Annotated in this window: 12 protein-coding genes; 6 read left to right on the top strand and 6 right to left on the bottom strand. The window is 70.6% G+C overall.

From position 1 onward, the window contains the following. Positions 1 to 135 precede the first annotated feature (135 nt). Genes ACO2Q3_RS03990 through ACO2Q3_RS03970 form a run of 5 tightly spaced genes read right to left on the bottom strand, consistent with a single transcriptional unit; the run spans position 136 to position 5,533 of the window. Complete coding sequence (locus ACO2Q3_RS03990) at positions 136 to 864, bottom strand: sugar phosphate isomerase/epimerase family protein (protein ID WP_423305206.1); 729 nt, start codon at positions 862 to 864, stop codon at positions 136 to 138. Next, positions 864 to 2,543: a GMC oxidoreductase gene (locus ACO2Q3_RS03985; protein WP_423305204.1), complete on the bottom strand. Its 1,680-nt coding sequence runs from the start codon at positions 2,541 to 2,543 to the stop codon at positions 864 to 866. Before ACO2Q3_RS03985 ends, ACO2Q3_RS03990 begins: the two co-directional genes overlap by 1 nt. A gap of 9 nt (positions 2,544 to 2,552) precedes the next feature. Further along, positions 2,553 to 3,317, bottom strand: coding sequence for a TIM barrel protein (locus ACO2Q3_RS03980; protein WP_423305202.1), 765 nt, complete (start codon positions 3,315 to 3,317; stop codon positions 2,553 to 2,555). Next, a complete protein-coding gene (locus tag ACO2Q3_RS03975; protein ID WP_423305200.1) occupies positions 3,317 to 4,468 on the bottom strand; it encodes a Gfo/Idh/MocA family protein in 1,152 nt (383 codons plus the stop codon). The genes ACO2Q3_RS03980 and ACO2Q3_RS03975 overlap by 1 nt, the downstream gene beginning before the upstream one ends. Before the next feature lie 15 nt (positions 4,469 to 4,483). Next, positions 4,484 to 5,533, bottom strand: a complete 1,050-nt coding sequence (locus ACO2Q3_RS03970; protein ID WP_423305198.1) for a sugar phosphate isomerase/epimerase family protein — start codon at positions 5,531 to 5,533, stop codon at positions 4,484 to 4,486. A gap of 168 nt (positions 5,534 to 5,701) precedes the next feature. Here ACO2Q3_RS03970 and ACO2Q3_RS03965 point away from each other — a divergent pair, with 168 nt between their 5' ends. Genes ACO2Q3_RS03965 through ACO2Q3_RS03955 form a run of 3 tightly spaced genes read left to right on the top strand, consistent with a single transcriptional unit; the run spans position 5,702 to position 7,212 of the window. Then, positions 5,702 to 6,064, top strand: a complete 363-nt coding sequence (locus ACO2Q3_RS03965; RefSeq protein ID WP_423305195.1) for an ArsR/SmtB family transcription factor — start codon at positions 5,702 to 5,704, stop codon at positions 6,062 to 6,064. Beyond that, a complete protein-coding gene (locus tag ACO2Q3_RS03960; RefSeq protein WP_423305193.1) occupies positions 6,045 to 6,539 on the top strand; it encodes an SRPBCC family protein in 495 nt (164 codons plus the stop codon). Before ACO2Q3_RS03965 ends, ACO2Q3_RS03960 begins: the two co-directional genes overlap by 20 nt. Positions 6,540 to 6,579: 40 nt before the next feature. Beyond that, on the top strand, positions 6,580 to 7,212 hold the full coding sequence (locus tag ACO2Q3_RS03955; RefSeq protein ID WP_423305191.1) for a dihydrofolate reductase family protein: 633 nt from the start codon (positions 6,580 to 6,582) through the stop codon (positions 7,210 to 7,212). Between the two features lie 22 nt (positions 7,213 to 7,234). Here the strand turns inward: ACO2Q3_RS03955 and ACO2Q3_RS03950 are convergent, their stop codons facing one another. Beyond that, positions 7,235 to 8,296, bottom strand: a complete 1,062-nt coding sequence (locus ACO2Q3_RS03950; RefSeq protein WP_423305189.1) for a lysine-2,3-aminomutase-like protein — start codon at positions 8,294 to 8,296, stop codon at positions 7,235 to 7,237. A 127-nt stretch (positions 8,297 to 8,423) separates the two neighbouring features. Here ACO2Q3_RS03950 and ACO2Q3_RS03945 point away from each other — a divergent pair, with 127 nt between their 5' ends. From ACO2Q3_RS03945 to ACO2Q3_RS03935, 3 genes are all read left to right on the top strand, one after another. After that, positions 8,424 to 10,256: a type I secretion system permease/ATPase gene (locus ACO2Q3_RS03945; RefSeq protein ID WP_423305187.1), complete on the top strand. Its 1,833-nt coding sequence runs from the start codon at positions 8,424 to 8,426 to the stop codon at positions 10,254 to 10,256. Continuing rightward, positions 10,253 to 11,632, top strand: a complete 1,380-nt coding sequence (locus tag ACO2Q3_RS03940; RefSeq protein WP_423305185.1) for an HlyD family type I secretion periplasmic adaptor subunit — start codon at positions 10,253 to 10,255, stop codon at positions 11,630 to 11,632. Before ACO2Q3_RS03945 ends, ACO2Q3_RS03940 begins: the two co-directional genes overlap by 4 nt. Positions 11,633 to 11,811: 179 nt before the next feature. Next, the gene (locus ACO2Q3_RS03935; RefSeq protein WP_423305183.1) at positions 11,812 to 14,088 is read left to right on the top strand and encodes a S8 family peptidase; all 2,277 of its coding nucleotides are present in this window, start codon (positions 11,812 to 11,814) and stop codon (positions 14,086 to 14,088) included. The last annotated feature ends 198 nt before the right edge of the window (positions 14,089 to 14,286 follow it).

Here is a 14,286-nt window from a genome sequence, read left to right as displayed (position 1 = left end):
CCTCCAGGGAGAGGGGGATGTTTCCTGAAGTCCGCCATGCCTTTCGCCTCTCCCTCGAGGGAGAGGAAGGGGCCCGCGGCGCTTGCGCGAGCAAGCAGCGTGGGAAGGTGAGGGGCCGCGCCGGCCTTGCGGTTCTTACGCCAGCTCGCGCAGGTAGTTCACGCTGGTCTCGACGCTCGGCCAGTAGGGCTTGGGCGGCACGTCGTGTTCGACGAACATGTGCTCGACCCCCACCGCGCGGCCCGCGGCGATCATCGCCGGAAAGTCCAGCACGCCGGCGCCGACGTCGGTCATGGCGCCGTCGGGGGCCATGTCCTTCAGGTGCAGCAGCTTCACGCGGTCGCCCAGGCGGTTGATCATCTCCACCGGCTCCTCGCCGCCCTTCTTCAGCCAGTAGACGTCGAGCTCGAAGTTGAGCAGCGCCGGGTCGGACTCGCCGACCAGCACGTCGAAGGGGCGGAAGCCGCGGGAGTTGTCGAACTCGAAGTGGTGGTGGTGGTAGGCGAAGCGGAAGCCCTCGTCCTTGGCGACCTTGGCGAAGGCGTCGATCTGTTTGACCACCGCGTGCCAGTCGGCGTCCTTCGGGTCGACGAACGGCAGGACGATGAACCGGCAGCCGAGCTCCTTGGCGATCGCCAGCACCCGCTCCGGTCGGCCGGTGATGTCGGCCAGGCCCACGTGCACCGACGGGCAGTCGAGCTCGATCTCCTTCATCCGGGCGCTGAGCGGCGCGAAGTCGGTGTCGAGCGGCGCGGCGAACTCGACGGAGTCGTAGCCCACCCGCTTGATCTGCTCGAGCGTGCCGATCGGATCCTCCGCGAACGGGCGACGCAGGGTGTAGAGTTGCAGGCCGACGGGCTTCATCAGAGGGCTCCTTGTTCGAGCAGGTCGGCCGCGTGGTTGGCCGTTCGCGCCGAGAGCGCCATGTAGGTCAGGGAGGGGTTCATCGAGGCGCTGGAGGCCATCACCGCGCCATCCGAGCAGAACAGGTTGGCGACCTCGTGCGCCTGGCCCCAGCCGTTGAACACCGAGGTGCGCGGGTCGCGGCCCATGCGCGCGGTGCCCATCTCGTGGATGCGGTCGCCTGGCGGGGTCAGATGCGACCCGGCCTCTTCCCAGGGGGTGATGTCGGTGCAGCCGGCGGCGGCCAGCATGGCGGCGGCGTCCTTGGCCGCGTCGAGCATCATCCTGCGCTCGTTCTCGCCGTGCTCGGCGCTGATCACCGGCAGCGGGATGCCCCAGTTGTCCACCCGCGAGGTGGTCAGGGTCACCCGGTTCTCCGGGTTCGGCAGCACCTCGCCGAACGGCAGCAGCGAGAACATCCAGCCGCGCTTCGGCGCCCCGGAGGCGTCGGGCTCGGCGCCCGGAATGCGCCGCCGAACCGCGCCGCCCTGCAGGCCGAAGCCGCGCAGATAGGGCTTGTCGGTCTCGGTAACGTTGGCGTAGCGCGGCATGTAGAGCCCGGTAGGGCGATCGTTCTGGAAGGGACTGGTCTCGAAGCCCGGATAGACCCCGAGGATCGGCCGGGTGCTGACGTGGTCCATCAGGTTGCGGCCGACCTGGTCGGAGCCATTGGCCAGGCCGCGCGGGAAGGCGTCGGAGCGCGAGTTCAGCAGCAGGGCGGCGGTGTTGATCGCCGAGGCGTTCAGGAACACCACCCGCGCCTCATAGGTCACGGCCTCCTTGGTCAGGCGGTTGATCGCCCGCACGCCGGTCGCGCGCTTGGTCGCCGGGTCGTAGATGACGCTGTCGACGATGGCGTCGGTGATCACCGTCAGGTTGCCGGTCCTGCGCGCCGCTGGCAGGGTCGCCGCCTGGGTCGAGAAATAGCTGCCCAGCGGACAGCCGTGGGCGCAGCGCACGTGCTGCTCGCAGCGCTGGCGGCCCACGTCCATCTGGGGCTTGGCGACGCGGCTGAGATGGGCGCAGCGGCCCATGATCAGGTTACGGGTCGGGAAGGCGGCCTCGATGCGCCCCTTGGCGTCCACCTCGACGTCGTTGAACTGGAAGGGCGGCAGGAAGTCGCCGTCCGGCAGCTGCGGCAGGCCGTCGTAGTCGCCGCTGATCCCGGCGAAGGCTTCGACGTGGTCGTACCAGGGCTCCAGGTCCTCGTAGCGGATCGGCCAGTCGACGCCGTGCCCGTCCCTGAGGTTGGATTCGAAGTCGTTTGGCGACCAGCGGTAGGACTGGCGTCCCCAGGTCAGCGAGCGGCCGCCCAGCTGGTAGCCGCGGATCCAGCGGTACGGCTTGTCGGGCGGCGTCTCGTACGGATAGTCGTGGTCGCTGGCCCAGAACTTCTTGTTCGAGTTGAACATCGCGTAGGTCACGCCGACGTAGTAGGGGTAGTGCAGGTCCAGCTCTTCCTGAGGGATCTGGTCGTCGCGCCGGCGAAGCCGCCCGGCCAGCTCGTGGCTGTAGTCGGCGCCATGCTCGACGTCCGGGCCCCGCTCAAGCATCAGCACCTTCAGGCCGCGTTCGCACAGCTCCTTGGCGACCCAGCCGCCGCTGATGCCCGAGCCCACAATGACCGCATCAAATTGCATCTCAGATCCTCACGCCGCCCGCTCGACGGAATCGAACAGGGCGATGGCTTGCTTGAGCGCGGCGATGGGCTCGCCGCGCGGAATGAATTCGTGGCCGACCCAGTGGTCGTACTTCAGGTGGTTCAGGAGGGCGGCGACGCCCCGCCAGTTGATCTCCTGCCGGTCGTCCAGGTCGCGGCGGCCGGGCGCGCCGGCGGTGTGCACGTGGCCGATCAGGTCCAGGTTCGCCTTGATGGTGCGGCTGAGATCGCCCTCCATCAGCTGCATGTGGTAGCCGTCGTAGAGCAGCTTCAGACCGGCCAACTGCTGCGCCACGGCCACGCCGAAGGCGGTGCGGTCGCACTGCTGGCCCGGGTGGTCGACCTTGCTGTTCAGCAGCTCCATCAGCACGCGCACGCCGGCGGCCTGCGCGTGGGCGACCACGGGTCCCAGACCTTCCACGCAGGCGGCGATGGCCGGCGCGTCGGCGCCGTCGCCGAACCGGTTGCCGGCGAAGACGATCACCGCCTCGACCCCGCCCGCCGCGGCCGCGTCGATCTTGCGGCGCATCTCGCCCTGCAGGGCTGCGTGCCTGGCCGGATCGTTGAAGCCTTCCTCCAGCTTGTGGCCGGTCTCGGTGACGATGGTCAGGCCCAGGTCGTGCGCCACGGGCCACAGCGGCTGCGGCAGCATCTCGACGCCCTGGGCGCCGGCCGCCACGGCGTCGCGCAGGAACGCCGCCGGCTCGATGTCCCGTCCCATAGTGAAGGACCACCAGGCAAAGCTCTGCCGCATCACGCCGCCCCCTCGTTCAGCGCCACCCAGCGCCCGTCCGCCGCCGCGCTTGCCAGGGCGGCCTGGATGAAGCGCATGCCGTCCACGCCGTCGCGGACGTCCGGCAGCATCGAAGCCGGCGCGGGAAGGCCCGCCTTGTGCGCGCCGATCAGGTCGGCGGCGTCGGCGTAGATCTGGGCGAAGCCTTCAAGGTAACCCTCTGGATGGCCTGCGGGAATCCGGCTGGCCGCCTGCGCCGCCGCCGACATCCCCGGTCCGCCACGCCGCAGGATCTGCGGGGCCTCGCCCAGCCGCGCGAAGCGCAGCAGGTCCGGCTCCTCCTGGGCCCATTCCAGGGCGGCCTTGTCGCCATAGACGCGCAGCCGCAGGCCGTTTGCGACGCCGATCGCCACCTGGCTGGCCCACAGCTGGCCACGCGCGCCGCCGGCCCAGCGCAGGCGGATCTGCACGTCGTCGTCCAGCCGCCGGCCGGGCACGAAGCGCGAGGTCTCGGCGCTGATCGCCTGCGCGGTCTGCCCGGTCACGAAGGCGGCCAGGTGATAGGCGTGGGTGGCGATGTCGCCCAGGGCGCCGCCGCCGCCAGCGCGTTCGGGGTCGCCGCGCCAGTCGGCCTGCTTGTTGCCGCTCTGGTCGGTCGCGAGCCAATCCTGGGCATATTCGGCCTGCACCACGCGGAGGGCGCCCAGCGTCCCCTCGGCCACCATGGCGCGCATCTGCCGGACCATGGCGTAGCCGCTGTAGTTGTGGGTCAGCACGAACGGCAGGCCCGTGCGCTCCACGGTCTTCGCCAGGTCCAGCGCGTCGGCCAGGGTGGTGGTCAGCGGCTTGTCGCAGATCACCGCGATGCCGGCGTCCAGGAACGCCCGCGCTGGGCCGTGGTGCAGGTGGTTAGGGGTGACGATCGCCACCGCGTCGATCCGGTCCGGCCGCGCCGCCTCGCCCTCCGCCATCGCCCGCCAGTCGCCGTAGCAGCGCGCCGCGTCCAGCCCCAGCGACCGGCCGAACGCCTGCGAGCGCGCCGCGTCACTGCTGAACGCCCCGGCGACCAGGGTCCAGCGGTCGTCCAGTCGTGCGGCCATGCGGTGCACGCCGCCGATGAAGGCGCCGTCGCCGCCGCCGACCATGCCCAGTTTCAGTCGTTGTCCGGTCATCATCTTAGCGAGGGCTCAGCGATCGATGCCCAGCATCCGCCGGTTGGCCGCCGCGTCGGTCCCCGTCGCCACGAAGTCGTCGAAGCTCTTGCCGGTCACCTGGATGATGTGGTCGCGGATGAACGGCGCGCCCTCGCGGGCCCCGTCCACGGAGTCCTTCAGCGCGCACTCCCACTCCAGCACCGCCCAGCCCTGGTAGCCGTACTGGGCGAACTTGGAGAAGATGGCCTTGAAGTCGATCTGGCCGTCGCCCAGCGAGCGGAACCGCCCGGCGCGCTCCTTCCACGGCGCATAGCCGCTGTAGACGCCCTGCCGCCCGGTCGGCCGGAACTCGGCGTCCTTGACGTGAAACATCTTGATCCGCTCGTGGTAGAGATCGATGTACTCGAGGTAGTCCAGCTGCTGCAGCATGAAGTGGCTGGGGTCGTACAGCAGGTTGGCCCGTGGGTGGTGATCCACCCGGTCCCAGAACATCTCCACGGTCGTGCCGTCGAACAGGTCCTCGCTGGGGTGCACCTCGTAGCAGAGGTCAACGCCGACCACGTCGAAGGCGTCGAGGATCGGCCGCCAGCGCCGGCCCAGCTCGTCGAACGCCTCCTCGATCAGTCCCGCCGGCCGCTGCGGATAGGGATAGAAGTACGGCCAGGCCAGCGAGCCCGAGAACGTCACGTGCACGTCCAGTCCCAGCCGGCGCGAGGCCTTGGCGCCCATCAGCACCTGCTCGACCGCCCATTCCTGGCGCGCCTTCGGATTGCCGCGCACCTGGCGGGGCACACCGCCGTCGAACATCTCGTCATAGGCCGGATGCACCGCCACCAGCTGGCCCTGGCTATGCGTCGACAGCTCGGAGATCTCCACCCCGGCGTCGGCCAGCACGCCGCGCACCTCGTCGCAATAGGCGTCGCTCTCGGCGGCCAGCTTCAGGTCGAACAGCCGCCGGTCCCAGGTCGGGATCTGCACGCCCTTGTAGCCCAGGGACGCGGCCCAGTGCGCGATCGACTTCAGGCTGTTGAACGGCGCTTCGTCCGAAGCAAACTGCGCCAGGAAAATGGCCGGCCCTTTCACGTATCCTCCGATGTCGCCCAGGGGTCCGGCGGTCAGCGCGCCGGTTAGCCGCAATGTGCCCAGGTTCGCGGTGAGAGCAAGGCGCGAGTGACATTCACGCGTTCGTGGCGCGCGGCGGCGATCGTCGTCGCTTGCCCGGCGGCGATCCGTAGGCTAACACTGAACTCAATGGTTCAGTATTCCGCCCCCCACCTGGACGCCTCGTTCGCCGCCCTTTCGGACGCGACCCGGCGCGGCGTGCTGGAACGGCTCGGGCGGGCGGACGCCTCGATCACCGAGCTGGCGCAGACGTTCCACATGACCCTGACGGGCATGAAGAAGCACGTCGGCGTGCTGGAGCAGGCCGGGCTGGTGACGAGCGAGAAGGTCGGGCGGGTGCGGACGTGCCGCCTCGGCCGGCCTGGGCTGGAAGAGGCGGCCGCCTGGATCGAGGGGCGCCGCCGGGTCTGGAATGCGCGCTTCGATGCGCTGGAAGGCGTCCTCGAGACGCTCAAACAACAGGAGGAAGCCGATGGGCGCCACGGCGAATGACGGCCGCACCGCGGTCGAACGGCGGTCGGATCGCGAACTGACGGTCACCCGCACCTTCGACGCCCCGCCCCGCCTGGTGTGGGACGCCTGGACCCGTCCGGAGCTTTTCCAGCGCTGGTGGGCGCCGAAGTCCAGCGGCGTGCCCATGCTGTCGTGCGAGATGGATGTGCGCACCGGCGGCGGCTATCGCATCGCCTTCGGCCATGACGCCGCCAGCGCCATGGCGTTCTACGGCAAGTACATCGAGGTCTCGCCCCCTTCGCGCCTGGTCTGGACCAACGACGAGGGCGACGCCGACGGCGCCGTGACCACGGTGACCTTCGAAGCGCGCGACGGCGGCACGCGTGTGGTGCTGTCGGAGCTCTATCCCACGAAGGAAGAACTCGACGCCTCCTATGTCGGCATGGAAGGCGGCTATCCCGAACAGTTCGACCAGCTGAACGACCTGCTGAGCGTCCTGGCCGCCGGCGCTTGAGCGGCGCCAATCCATCTCGACCGAACGGACGGAGAGCCGCATGGGCAAGGTCTGCGTGAGGGGTTTCGCCGTCTCCATCGACGGCTTCGGCGCCGGTCCCGACCAGGGGCTGGAGCAGCCGATGGGCAAGGGCGGCCAGGCGCTGCACGAATGGTTCTACCCGACGCGGACCTTCCGGGAGATGATCGGGCAGGAGGGCGGGACCGACGACCCGTTCGCCCGCGCCGCCGGCGAGGGTTTCGGCGCCTTCATCCTCGGCCGCAACATGTTCGGACCCGCCGGCGACGACTGGGGCGGGCCCGACTGGAAGGGCTGGTGGGGCGATGATCCGCCCTATCACGCGCCGACCTTCATCCTGACCCACCACCCCCGGCCGCCGATCGAGATGCAGGGCGGGACGACCTTCCACTTTGTGACCGAGGGGATCGAGGCGGCGCTGGAGCAGGCGCGGGCCGCGGCGGGGGCGCTGGACGTCAAGATCGGCGGCGGCGTCTCGACCGTACGCCAGTACCTGCTGGCGGGCGCCATCGACGAGCTGCACCTGGCCGTCTCGCCCGTGCTGCTCGGCCGCGGTGAGTCGCTGTTCGCCGGCATCGACCTGCCGGGCCTCGGCTACCGTGTGGCGCAGGTGACCCCGACGGCGCTGGCGACCCACGTCGTGCTGACGCGCTGAGCGCCGGCAGCGGCTAGCAGGCTCAGGCCTCGCCCTTCGGCGGATAAGCGTGTTCGCGCCCGTTGTAGTCCTCGATCACCAGCCCTTCAGCGTCCTCGCTCAGATACCCCGGTCCGATCGGCGACTTGCCGTGGCCGCCGGGGATGTCGAGCACGTAGGTGGGCTGGCACAGGCCCGACCAGCGTCCGCGCAGGGTCTTCAGGATCGCCTGGCCCTCGGCGATCGGCACGCGCAGGTGACTGGTGCCGGGGGCGAGATCGCCCTGGTGCAGGTAGTAGGGCTTGATGCGGCTCTCGACCATCGCCCGCATCAGCGCGCCCAGGGTCTCGGCGTCGTCGTTGACCCCGCGCAACAGCACGGTCTGGCCCAGCATGGGGATGCCGGCGTCGACGATGCGGGCGCAGGCCGCCCGCGCGGCGGGGGTCAGTTCGCGGGCGTGGTTGGCGTGCAGGGCGACGTACACCGCCTGCCGTGGGCTGCGCAGGGCCGCGACCATGGCCTCGGTGACGGCGGCCGGGTCCACCACCGGCATGCGGGTGTGGAAGCGAACGACCTTCAGATGCTCGATGCCGGCCAGGCGATCCATCAGGTCGCGCAGCCGGCGCGGCGACAGCACCAGCGGGTCGCCGCCGGTGACGATCACCTCCCAGATCTGCGGATGGTCGGCGAGGTAGCCGATCGCGGCGTCCAGCGCCTCGGCGCTCAGGCTCTTGACCCCGCCGGGCCCGACCATCTCCCGCCGGAAGCAGAACCGGCAATAGACCGCGCAGGTATGGGTGATCTTCAGCAGGGCCCGGTCGGGGTATCGGTGGACGATGCCCGGCACGGGGCTGAAGGCGTCGTCGCCCACCGGGTCGGCGGCCTCGACGGGCAGAGCGACCAGCTCGGACTCGTGCGGCGTGAACTGGCGGGCGATGGGGTCGTCGTCGTCCGCCACGTCGATCAGCTCGGCCATCGCCGGGGTGATCGCCACCGCATAGCGCGCCGCCACCGCCTCCAGGGCCGGCAGACGCTCGGACGCGACCAGGCCAGCGGCCGCGAGGTCGGCGGCGCTGCGCAGGGTCTTGGGGGCGGGGACGGACATCCGGCCGCATATGGGCCAAGCGCGCCGCGCCGGCAATGCGGCAGGGTCGCCGGCTCGCGCGTGACGCGAAGGCTACCGCATGGTGCTGGATTTGCTTTATCAAGAGCGAATTCATTGGGGTCTGGCATTGGCCAAACAAACCGCCACTTCGCTTACCTCGCCGCTGCGCCAGGCGCTGCAGGCGTGTCGCCGGCATTTCTGGGGCGCGGCGGCGTTCAGCGCGCTGCTGAACCTGCTGTACCTGGCGCCGACGCTGTACATGCTGCTGGTGTACGACCGGGTGGTGCCCTCGCGCGGCGGCATGACCCTGGTGTTCATCACCATCGCCCTCGTGGCGGCCCTGGCGACCCTGTCGCTGCTCGACATGGTGCGCACGCGGCTGCTGACCCGCGCCGGCCAGCGTCTGGACCGGCTGCTGGCGCCGGTAATTCTGTCGGCCACCCTCGCCCGCGCGCGTGGGGGCAAGGACGTGATCTCGCGCCAGGCGATGCGGGAGTTCGACACCCTGCGCCAGGCCCTGTCGGGCGCCGGCGTGCTGGCCCTGTTCGATGCGCCATGGACACCGATCTACCTGATCGTCTGCGCCCTGTTGCACCCGCTGCTGGGCGCCGTGGCCCTGTTCGGGGCGGCAAGCCTGGTGGGTCTCGCCTGGCTCAACGAACGGGCGACGCGCGAACGTCTGGCCCAGTCGAGCGCCGCGGCCAACCTCGCCTATGTCAGCCAGGAACAGTCGGCGGCCGGCAACGAGGTGGTGCGTGCGCTCGGCATGCGCCAGGCCATGATCCGGCGCCACATGGGCGAGCGCGAGAGCGCCATGCGGCTGCAGACCGAGGCGGCCTTCGCCGGCGGCGGCTACATGGCCCTCACGCGCTTCGCCCGCACCTTCCTGCAGTCGCTGGCCCTGGGCATCGGCGCCTGGCTGGCGATCAACCAGAAGATCTCGCCCGGATCGATCTTCGCCGCCTCGCTGCTGGTCGGCCGGGCCCTGGCGCCGATCGAGCAGGTGCTGGGCGCCTGGCGCCAGGGGGTGCAGGCGCGGGTCGCCTGGCGGACGCTGAACGACCTGCTGGCGCGGGCGCCGGCCGAGATCGGCCTGACCCATCTGCCGGATCCCACCGGCGTGGTCGACCTGGAGCGGGTGCTGGTGCTGAACGCGGCCCGTGACGGGGCTGTGCTGCAGCAGATCACCCTGCATATGGACGCCGGCGAGATTGTCGGCGTGATCGGTCCTTCCGGCGCGGGCAAGTCGACCCTGCTGCGGGTGATCGCCGGGGCCATCGACGCCGATCAGGGCGCGGTGCGCTTCGACGGCGCCGAGCGGGCCGACTGGGAGGCCGAGCGGCTGGCCAGCCACATCGGCTACATGCCGCAGGACGCCTCGCTGTTCGCCGGCACGGTGAAGGACAACATCGCCCGCTTCCGCACCGGAGACGATCCCAAGGCCATCGACGCCATGGCCATCGCCGCCGCCCAGGCGGCCGGCGCGCACGAGATGATCCTGCGCCTGGCCGACGGCTACGACACCCAGCTGGGCTGGGGCGGTTCGGGGCTGTCGGCCGGCCAGGCGCAGAAGATCGCCCTGGCGCGCGCCTTGTTCGGCGACCCGGCGATCCTGCTGCTGGACGAGCCGAACGCCCACCTCGACCTGGAAGGGGAGGCCCAGCTGCTGGCGACTCTGCAGGCGCTGAAGGCGCGCGGGCGCACGGTGATCGTCGTCGCCCACCGCACCGGCGTGCTCAGCGCCGTCGACAAGCTGATGATGCTGCGCGACGGCCGCATCGAACTCTATGGCCCGCGCGACGAGGTGATCGTGCGCATCAACGGCCCGCGGCCGCAGCTGGAGGCGCAGCCACCGGCGGCCGAGGCCGCCGCCCCGCCGGCGCCGCCCCGCCGCGCCGGCTCGACGCCGCAGCGCCCGGCCGCCGACTTCACCCGCAGATCTCCGGTGACCGGACAATGACCCTCCAGGCGCCCTCCCTGCTGCGAGCCCGCACGGCCCTGGCCCGGCTCGGCCCGCCCGCCGATACGCAGGACGACGACCCGAAGGGCGAGATCCGCTTCGGGGCCATCGTCGCCGTGGCCTTCTTCGTGATGCTGCTGGGCTGGGCCGCCTTCGCCCGGCTGGACGCGGCCGCCTACGCCACCGGCCAGGTCAGCGTCGAGGGTCACCGTCAGAGCGTGCAGCACAAGGACGGCGGCATCGTCTCGGCGATCAACGTCCGCGAAGGTCAGAAGGTGAAGGCCGGCGACGTGCTGGTGGAGCTGAACGGCGCCGAGGCCAAGGCGGTGGAATCTTCGCTGGCCGCGCAGGTCCTTGGCCTGCAGGCCCAGCGCGCGCGGCTGCAGGCCGAACAGCTGGGGGCGCCCGAGATCACCTGGCCCAAGGCCTTCGACACCCTGACGGGCGACGACCTCGTCGAGGCCCAGCGCGCCATGAAGGTGCAGCAGGTGCAGTTCCAGGCGCGCGGCGCGTCGCTGGCGGCGCAGAAGGCGGTGCTGCGCCAGCGCGCCTCGGAGCTGGGCCAGCAGGCCGAGGGATTCCAACGCCAGATCCAGGCCGCCGACCGCCAGCAGAAGCTGCTCGCCGACGAACTGGCCGGCACCCAGGCTCTGGCTGACAAGGGCTTCGCCCCGGTCAACCGGGTGCGCGCCCTGCAGCGGACCCAGGCGGAGCTCGGCGGGGCGCGCGGGCAGTATGCCGCGCAGGTGGCGCAGTCAGAACAGCAGGCCGGCGAGGCGCAGATGCAGATGCTGCAGCTGGACCGCCAGCGCGGCGAGGAAATCGCCGGTCAGCTGCGCGACATCGATTTCCAGCTGAACGACCTGACCCCCAAGCTGAACGCTGCGCGCGACCAGTTGGCGCGTATCCAGGTGCGCGCGCCGGCCAGCGGGGCGGTGGTGGGGCTGTCGGTGTTCACCGTCGGCGGCGTGGTCACCCCCGGGCAGAAGCTGATGGACATCGTGCCCGACAACGTCGGCATGGTGATCGAGGCGCGCATCTCGCCCAATGACGCCGACGACCTGCACGTGGGCCAGGCGACCGAGGTCAAGTTCACCTCGATCCGCGACCGGGGCTTGCCGATCCTCGAGGGGCGGCTGACCAAGCTCAGCGCCGACAGCTTCACCGACGACCGCACCGGCGCAAGGTTCTATACCGCCGAGGTCACCGTGCCGCCGGACCAGATGGCGGCCCTGCAGAAGGTCAAGGGGCCAGGCTTCGCCCTGCGCGCCGGCATGCCGGTGCAGGTGCTGGTGCCGCTGCGCAAGCGCACGGCGCTGCAGTACCTTTTCGAGCCCCTGACCGACGCGATCTGGAGCTCGTTCCACGAGCACTGATCAGCCCGGGGCGAGGCCAGATTTCGCGGACTCACGATAGGCGAATGCTGTTCGCTTAATTGGTCGATACGAGTCCGTAACCAAACTTCAATACCTGAAATGAACCAAGTTTTTAAACAGTACTGAAACGCACCGCGCTCAGTCTTTTCTACACAGAAAAGACTTTCCACGGCGCTATCATGCACGCAAGACTTCTAGCTGGTATTTCCTTCGCGGCCCTGGTCCTGGCAGGCCAGGCGAGCGCCGCCGACAAGTCGGCGACCTGGCAGGCGCAGATCGGCGACACCGCCAGCGTGCAGACCCAGGCCAAGGGTGGGGCGGGGGTGACGATCGCCGTGATCGACACCGGCCTGGTGTCGACCAACAGCGAGGTCAGCGGCCGGGTGGCCGGCGGGTCGGCCTGTGCGGCGGTGACCTTCACCTGCTCGAACGGCTACTATGACGACAACGGTCACGGCACGGCCGTCGCCGCCATCGCGGCGGGCAAGTACACCTCCACCATCTACAACAGCATGTCCGGCGTCGCCCCGGCGGCGACCATCCTGTCTGACAAGTCGCTGAACGCCTCGGGCAGCGGCTACGACAGCGACATCGCCAACGGCATCAGGAAGGCCGCCGACAACGGCGCCCAGGTGATCAACCTGAGCCTGACCTTCACCCCGACCACGGCGGTGATCAACGCCATCAACTATGCGGCCTCGAAGAATGTCGTGCTGGTCTGGGCGGGCGGCAATGGCGCGACCAACTTCAACGGTGGGGCCACCACCAGCGGCCTGACCGCGGCGGCGGCCGCCCGCCTGCTGTTCGTCGGCTCGGTGGGGGCGACGAACACCGTCTCGACGTTCAGCAACAAGCCCGGAACCGGCAAGGTCTCGGCGGGGACCACGTCGACCACCTACGCCAACCTGTGGCTGATGGCCAACGGCGAGAACATCGTCGCCCCGGGCATCCAGTTCGGCTCGAGCGTCTATGCCTCGTGGAGCGGCACGTCCATGGCCGCGCCCGAGGTGACCGGCGCGGTGGCGCTGCTGGAGGCGACCTGGCCGATCCTGCGCACCAACGGCACGGCGACCACCGTGCTGCTGAAGAGCGCCACCGACCTTGGGGCCAAGGGCGTGGACGCCACCTACGGCTCGGGGCTGCTGAACCTGGCCGCCGCCTTCCAGCCGATCGGCACGACCACCGTCACCACCGCCACCGGGACCCAGACCAACCTGACGCTGTCGGGCGGGGTCATGGTCACCTCCAGCGCCATCGGCGAGGCGACCCCGCTGCGCCAGGCCCTGTCCGGCTACACCATATTCGACAGCTTCAGCCGCAACTTCAGCGCCGACCTGTCGCACCTGGTGGCGACGGTCTCGTCGGACAGCCTGATGGCCCTGCCCAGCGAGCCCACGCGGCCGGTCGCCAGCGCGCGGACCTATTTCACCGGCGGCGGCTGGGCGGCCGCGGCGACGACCCGGCCGCTGAACTTCGCCGAGGGGGTCTGGGGCGACGGCCTGGCCGCCGGCCCAGGCGAGGGCGACCTCGCCGCCCGGCTGATGGGCCAGCGCGAGCGGGGGCTGACGGCCATGACCCTGGTGGACGCGCGCGGCGACGTGATGAGCGTTTCGCGTGGCGGCGGGTCGACCAGCGCCTTCGCCGAAGCCTTCTGGGGCGCCGACAGCGCCGCGGCGGACCAGGCCGGGCGGCTGCAGGCCTCCACCGTCCTGATGGGTCTGGCCCAGGGCGGCTACGCCACCAGCGTCGGCGCGAACCTCGGCGGCCGCGTGCGCCTTGCCGCCGGCTGGACCGAGACCGACCAGCAATACGGCGTCGGCCTGATCGGCGATCGCACCCGCTCCACAGCCCGCGCGACGGCGATCGGCGCCAATGTCGCCGTGACCTCCGGCTGGCGGCTGGGGGCGACCTGGTCCAGCCTGTCGGAGAGCAACGGCCTGCTGGGCGCCACCTATGACGGCGCGGGTCTGCTGGCCCTCGGCGACCACCGCGACAGCCGGGCGATCTCGCTGACCAGCACCCTGGGGCTTGGCGGCGGGCGCAGCCTCATCGCCGATGCGGCCTGGGTCTCCACCAGCGGGGCCACGGCCGGCGGCGGCCTGGTGCGCGACGTCAGTCCGCTGACCGCCCGGGCATTCGGCCTGGCCCTGGCCCAGGACGACGCCTTCCGCGCCGGGGACCGGCTGAGCCTGGGTGTGCGCAAGCCGTTGCGCGTGACCAGCGGCCAGCTCAGCTTGGCGACCACCACGGTCGACGATCAGGGGCTGCCGCATACGGCGTTCGAGACGGTGAGCCTGGTTCCCTCGGGCGACGAGACTGACCTGGACCTGGCCTACGCCGCTCCCCTGGGCCCCGACGCCACAGTCGCCGCCCAGCTCTCGCTCCGCTCCGACGCCGGCAACGTCGCCGGCCGCAACGGCGCCGCCCTGCGCCTGGGCGTCACCAGCCGGTTCTAGACCCAGGCCCGACCAGACATCGTCGGCGACTACACGCCCGCGGCCCCGGCCGCGGGCGTTTGCGCGGGGGCGAAGCGTCGGCGGCCTCGATGGGGCCGGCGCAATCACCGAACCTTGTTCGCTAAGGCCCCTTTTCGGGGTGTCGCGGCCTCGCAATTCTATTTCCAATTCGATAGGGTTAATCCCCTGTGAATTGAA

Source organism: Caulobacter sp. KR2-114 (genome assembly GCF_049446115.1).
In the GTDB taxonomy this organism is placed as follows: domain Bacteria; phylum Pseudomonadota; class Alphaproteobacteria; order Caulobacterales; family Caulobacteraceae; genus Acaudatibacter.
This window is presented reverse-complemented; position numbering and strand designations above follow the sequence as displayed.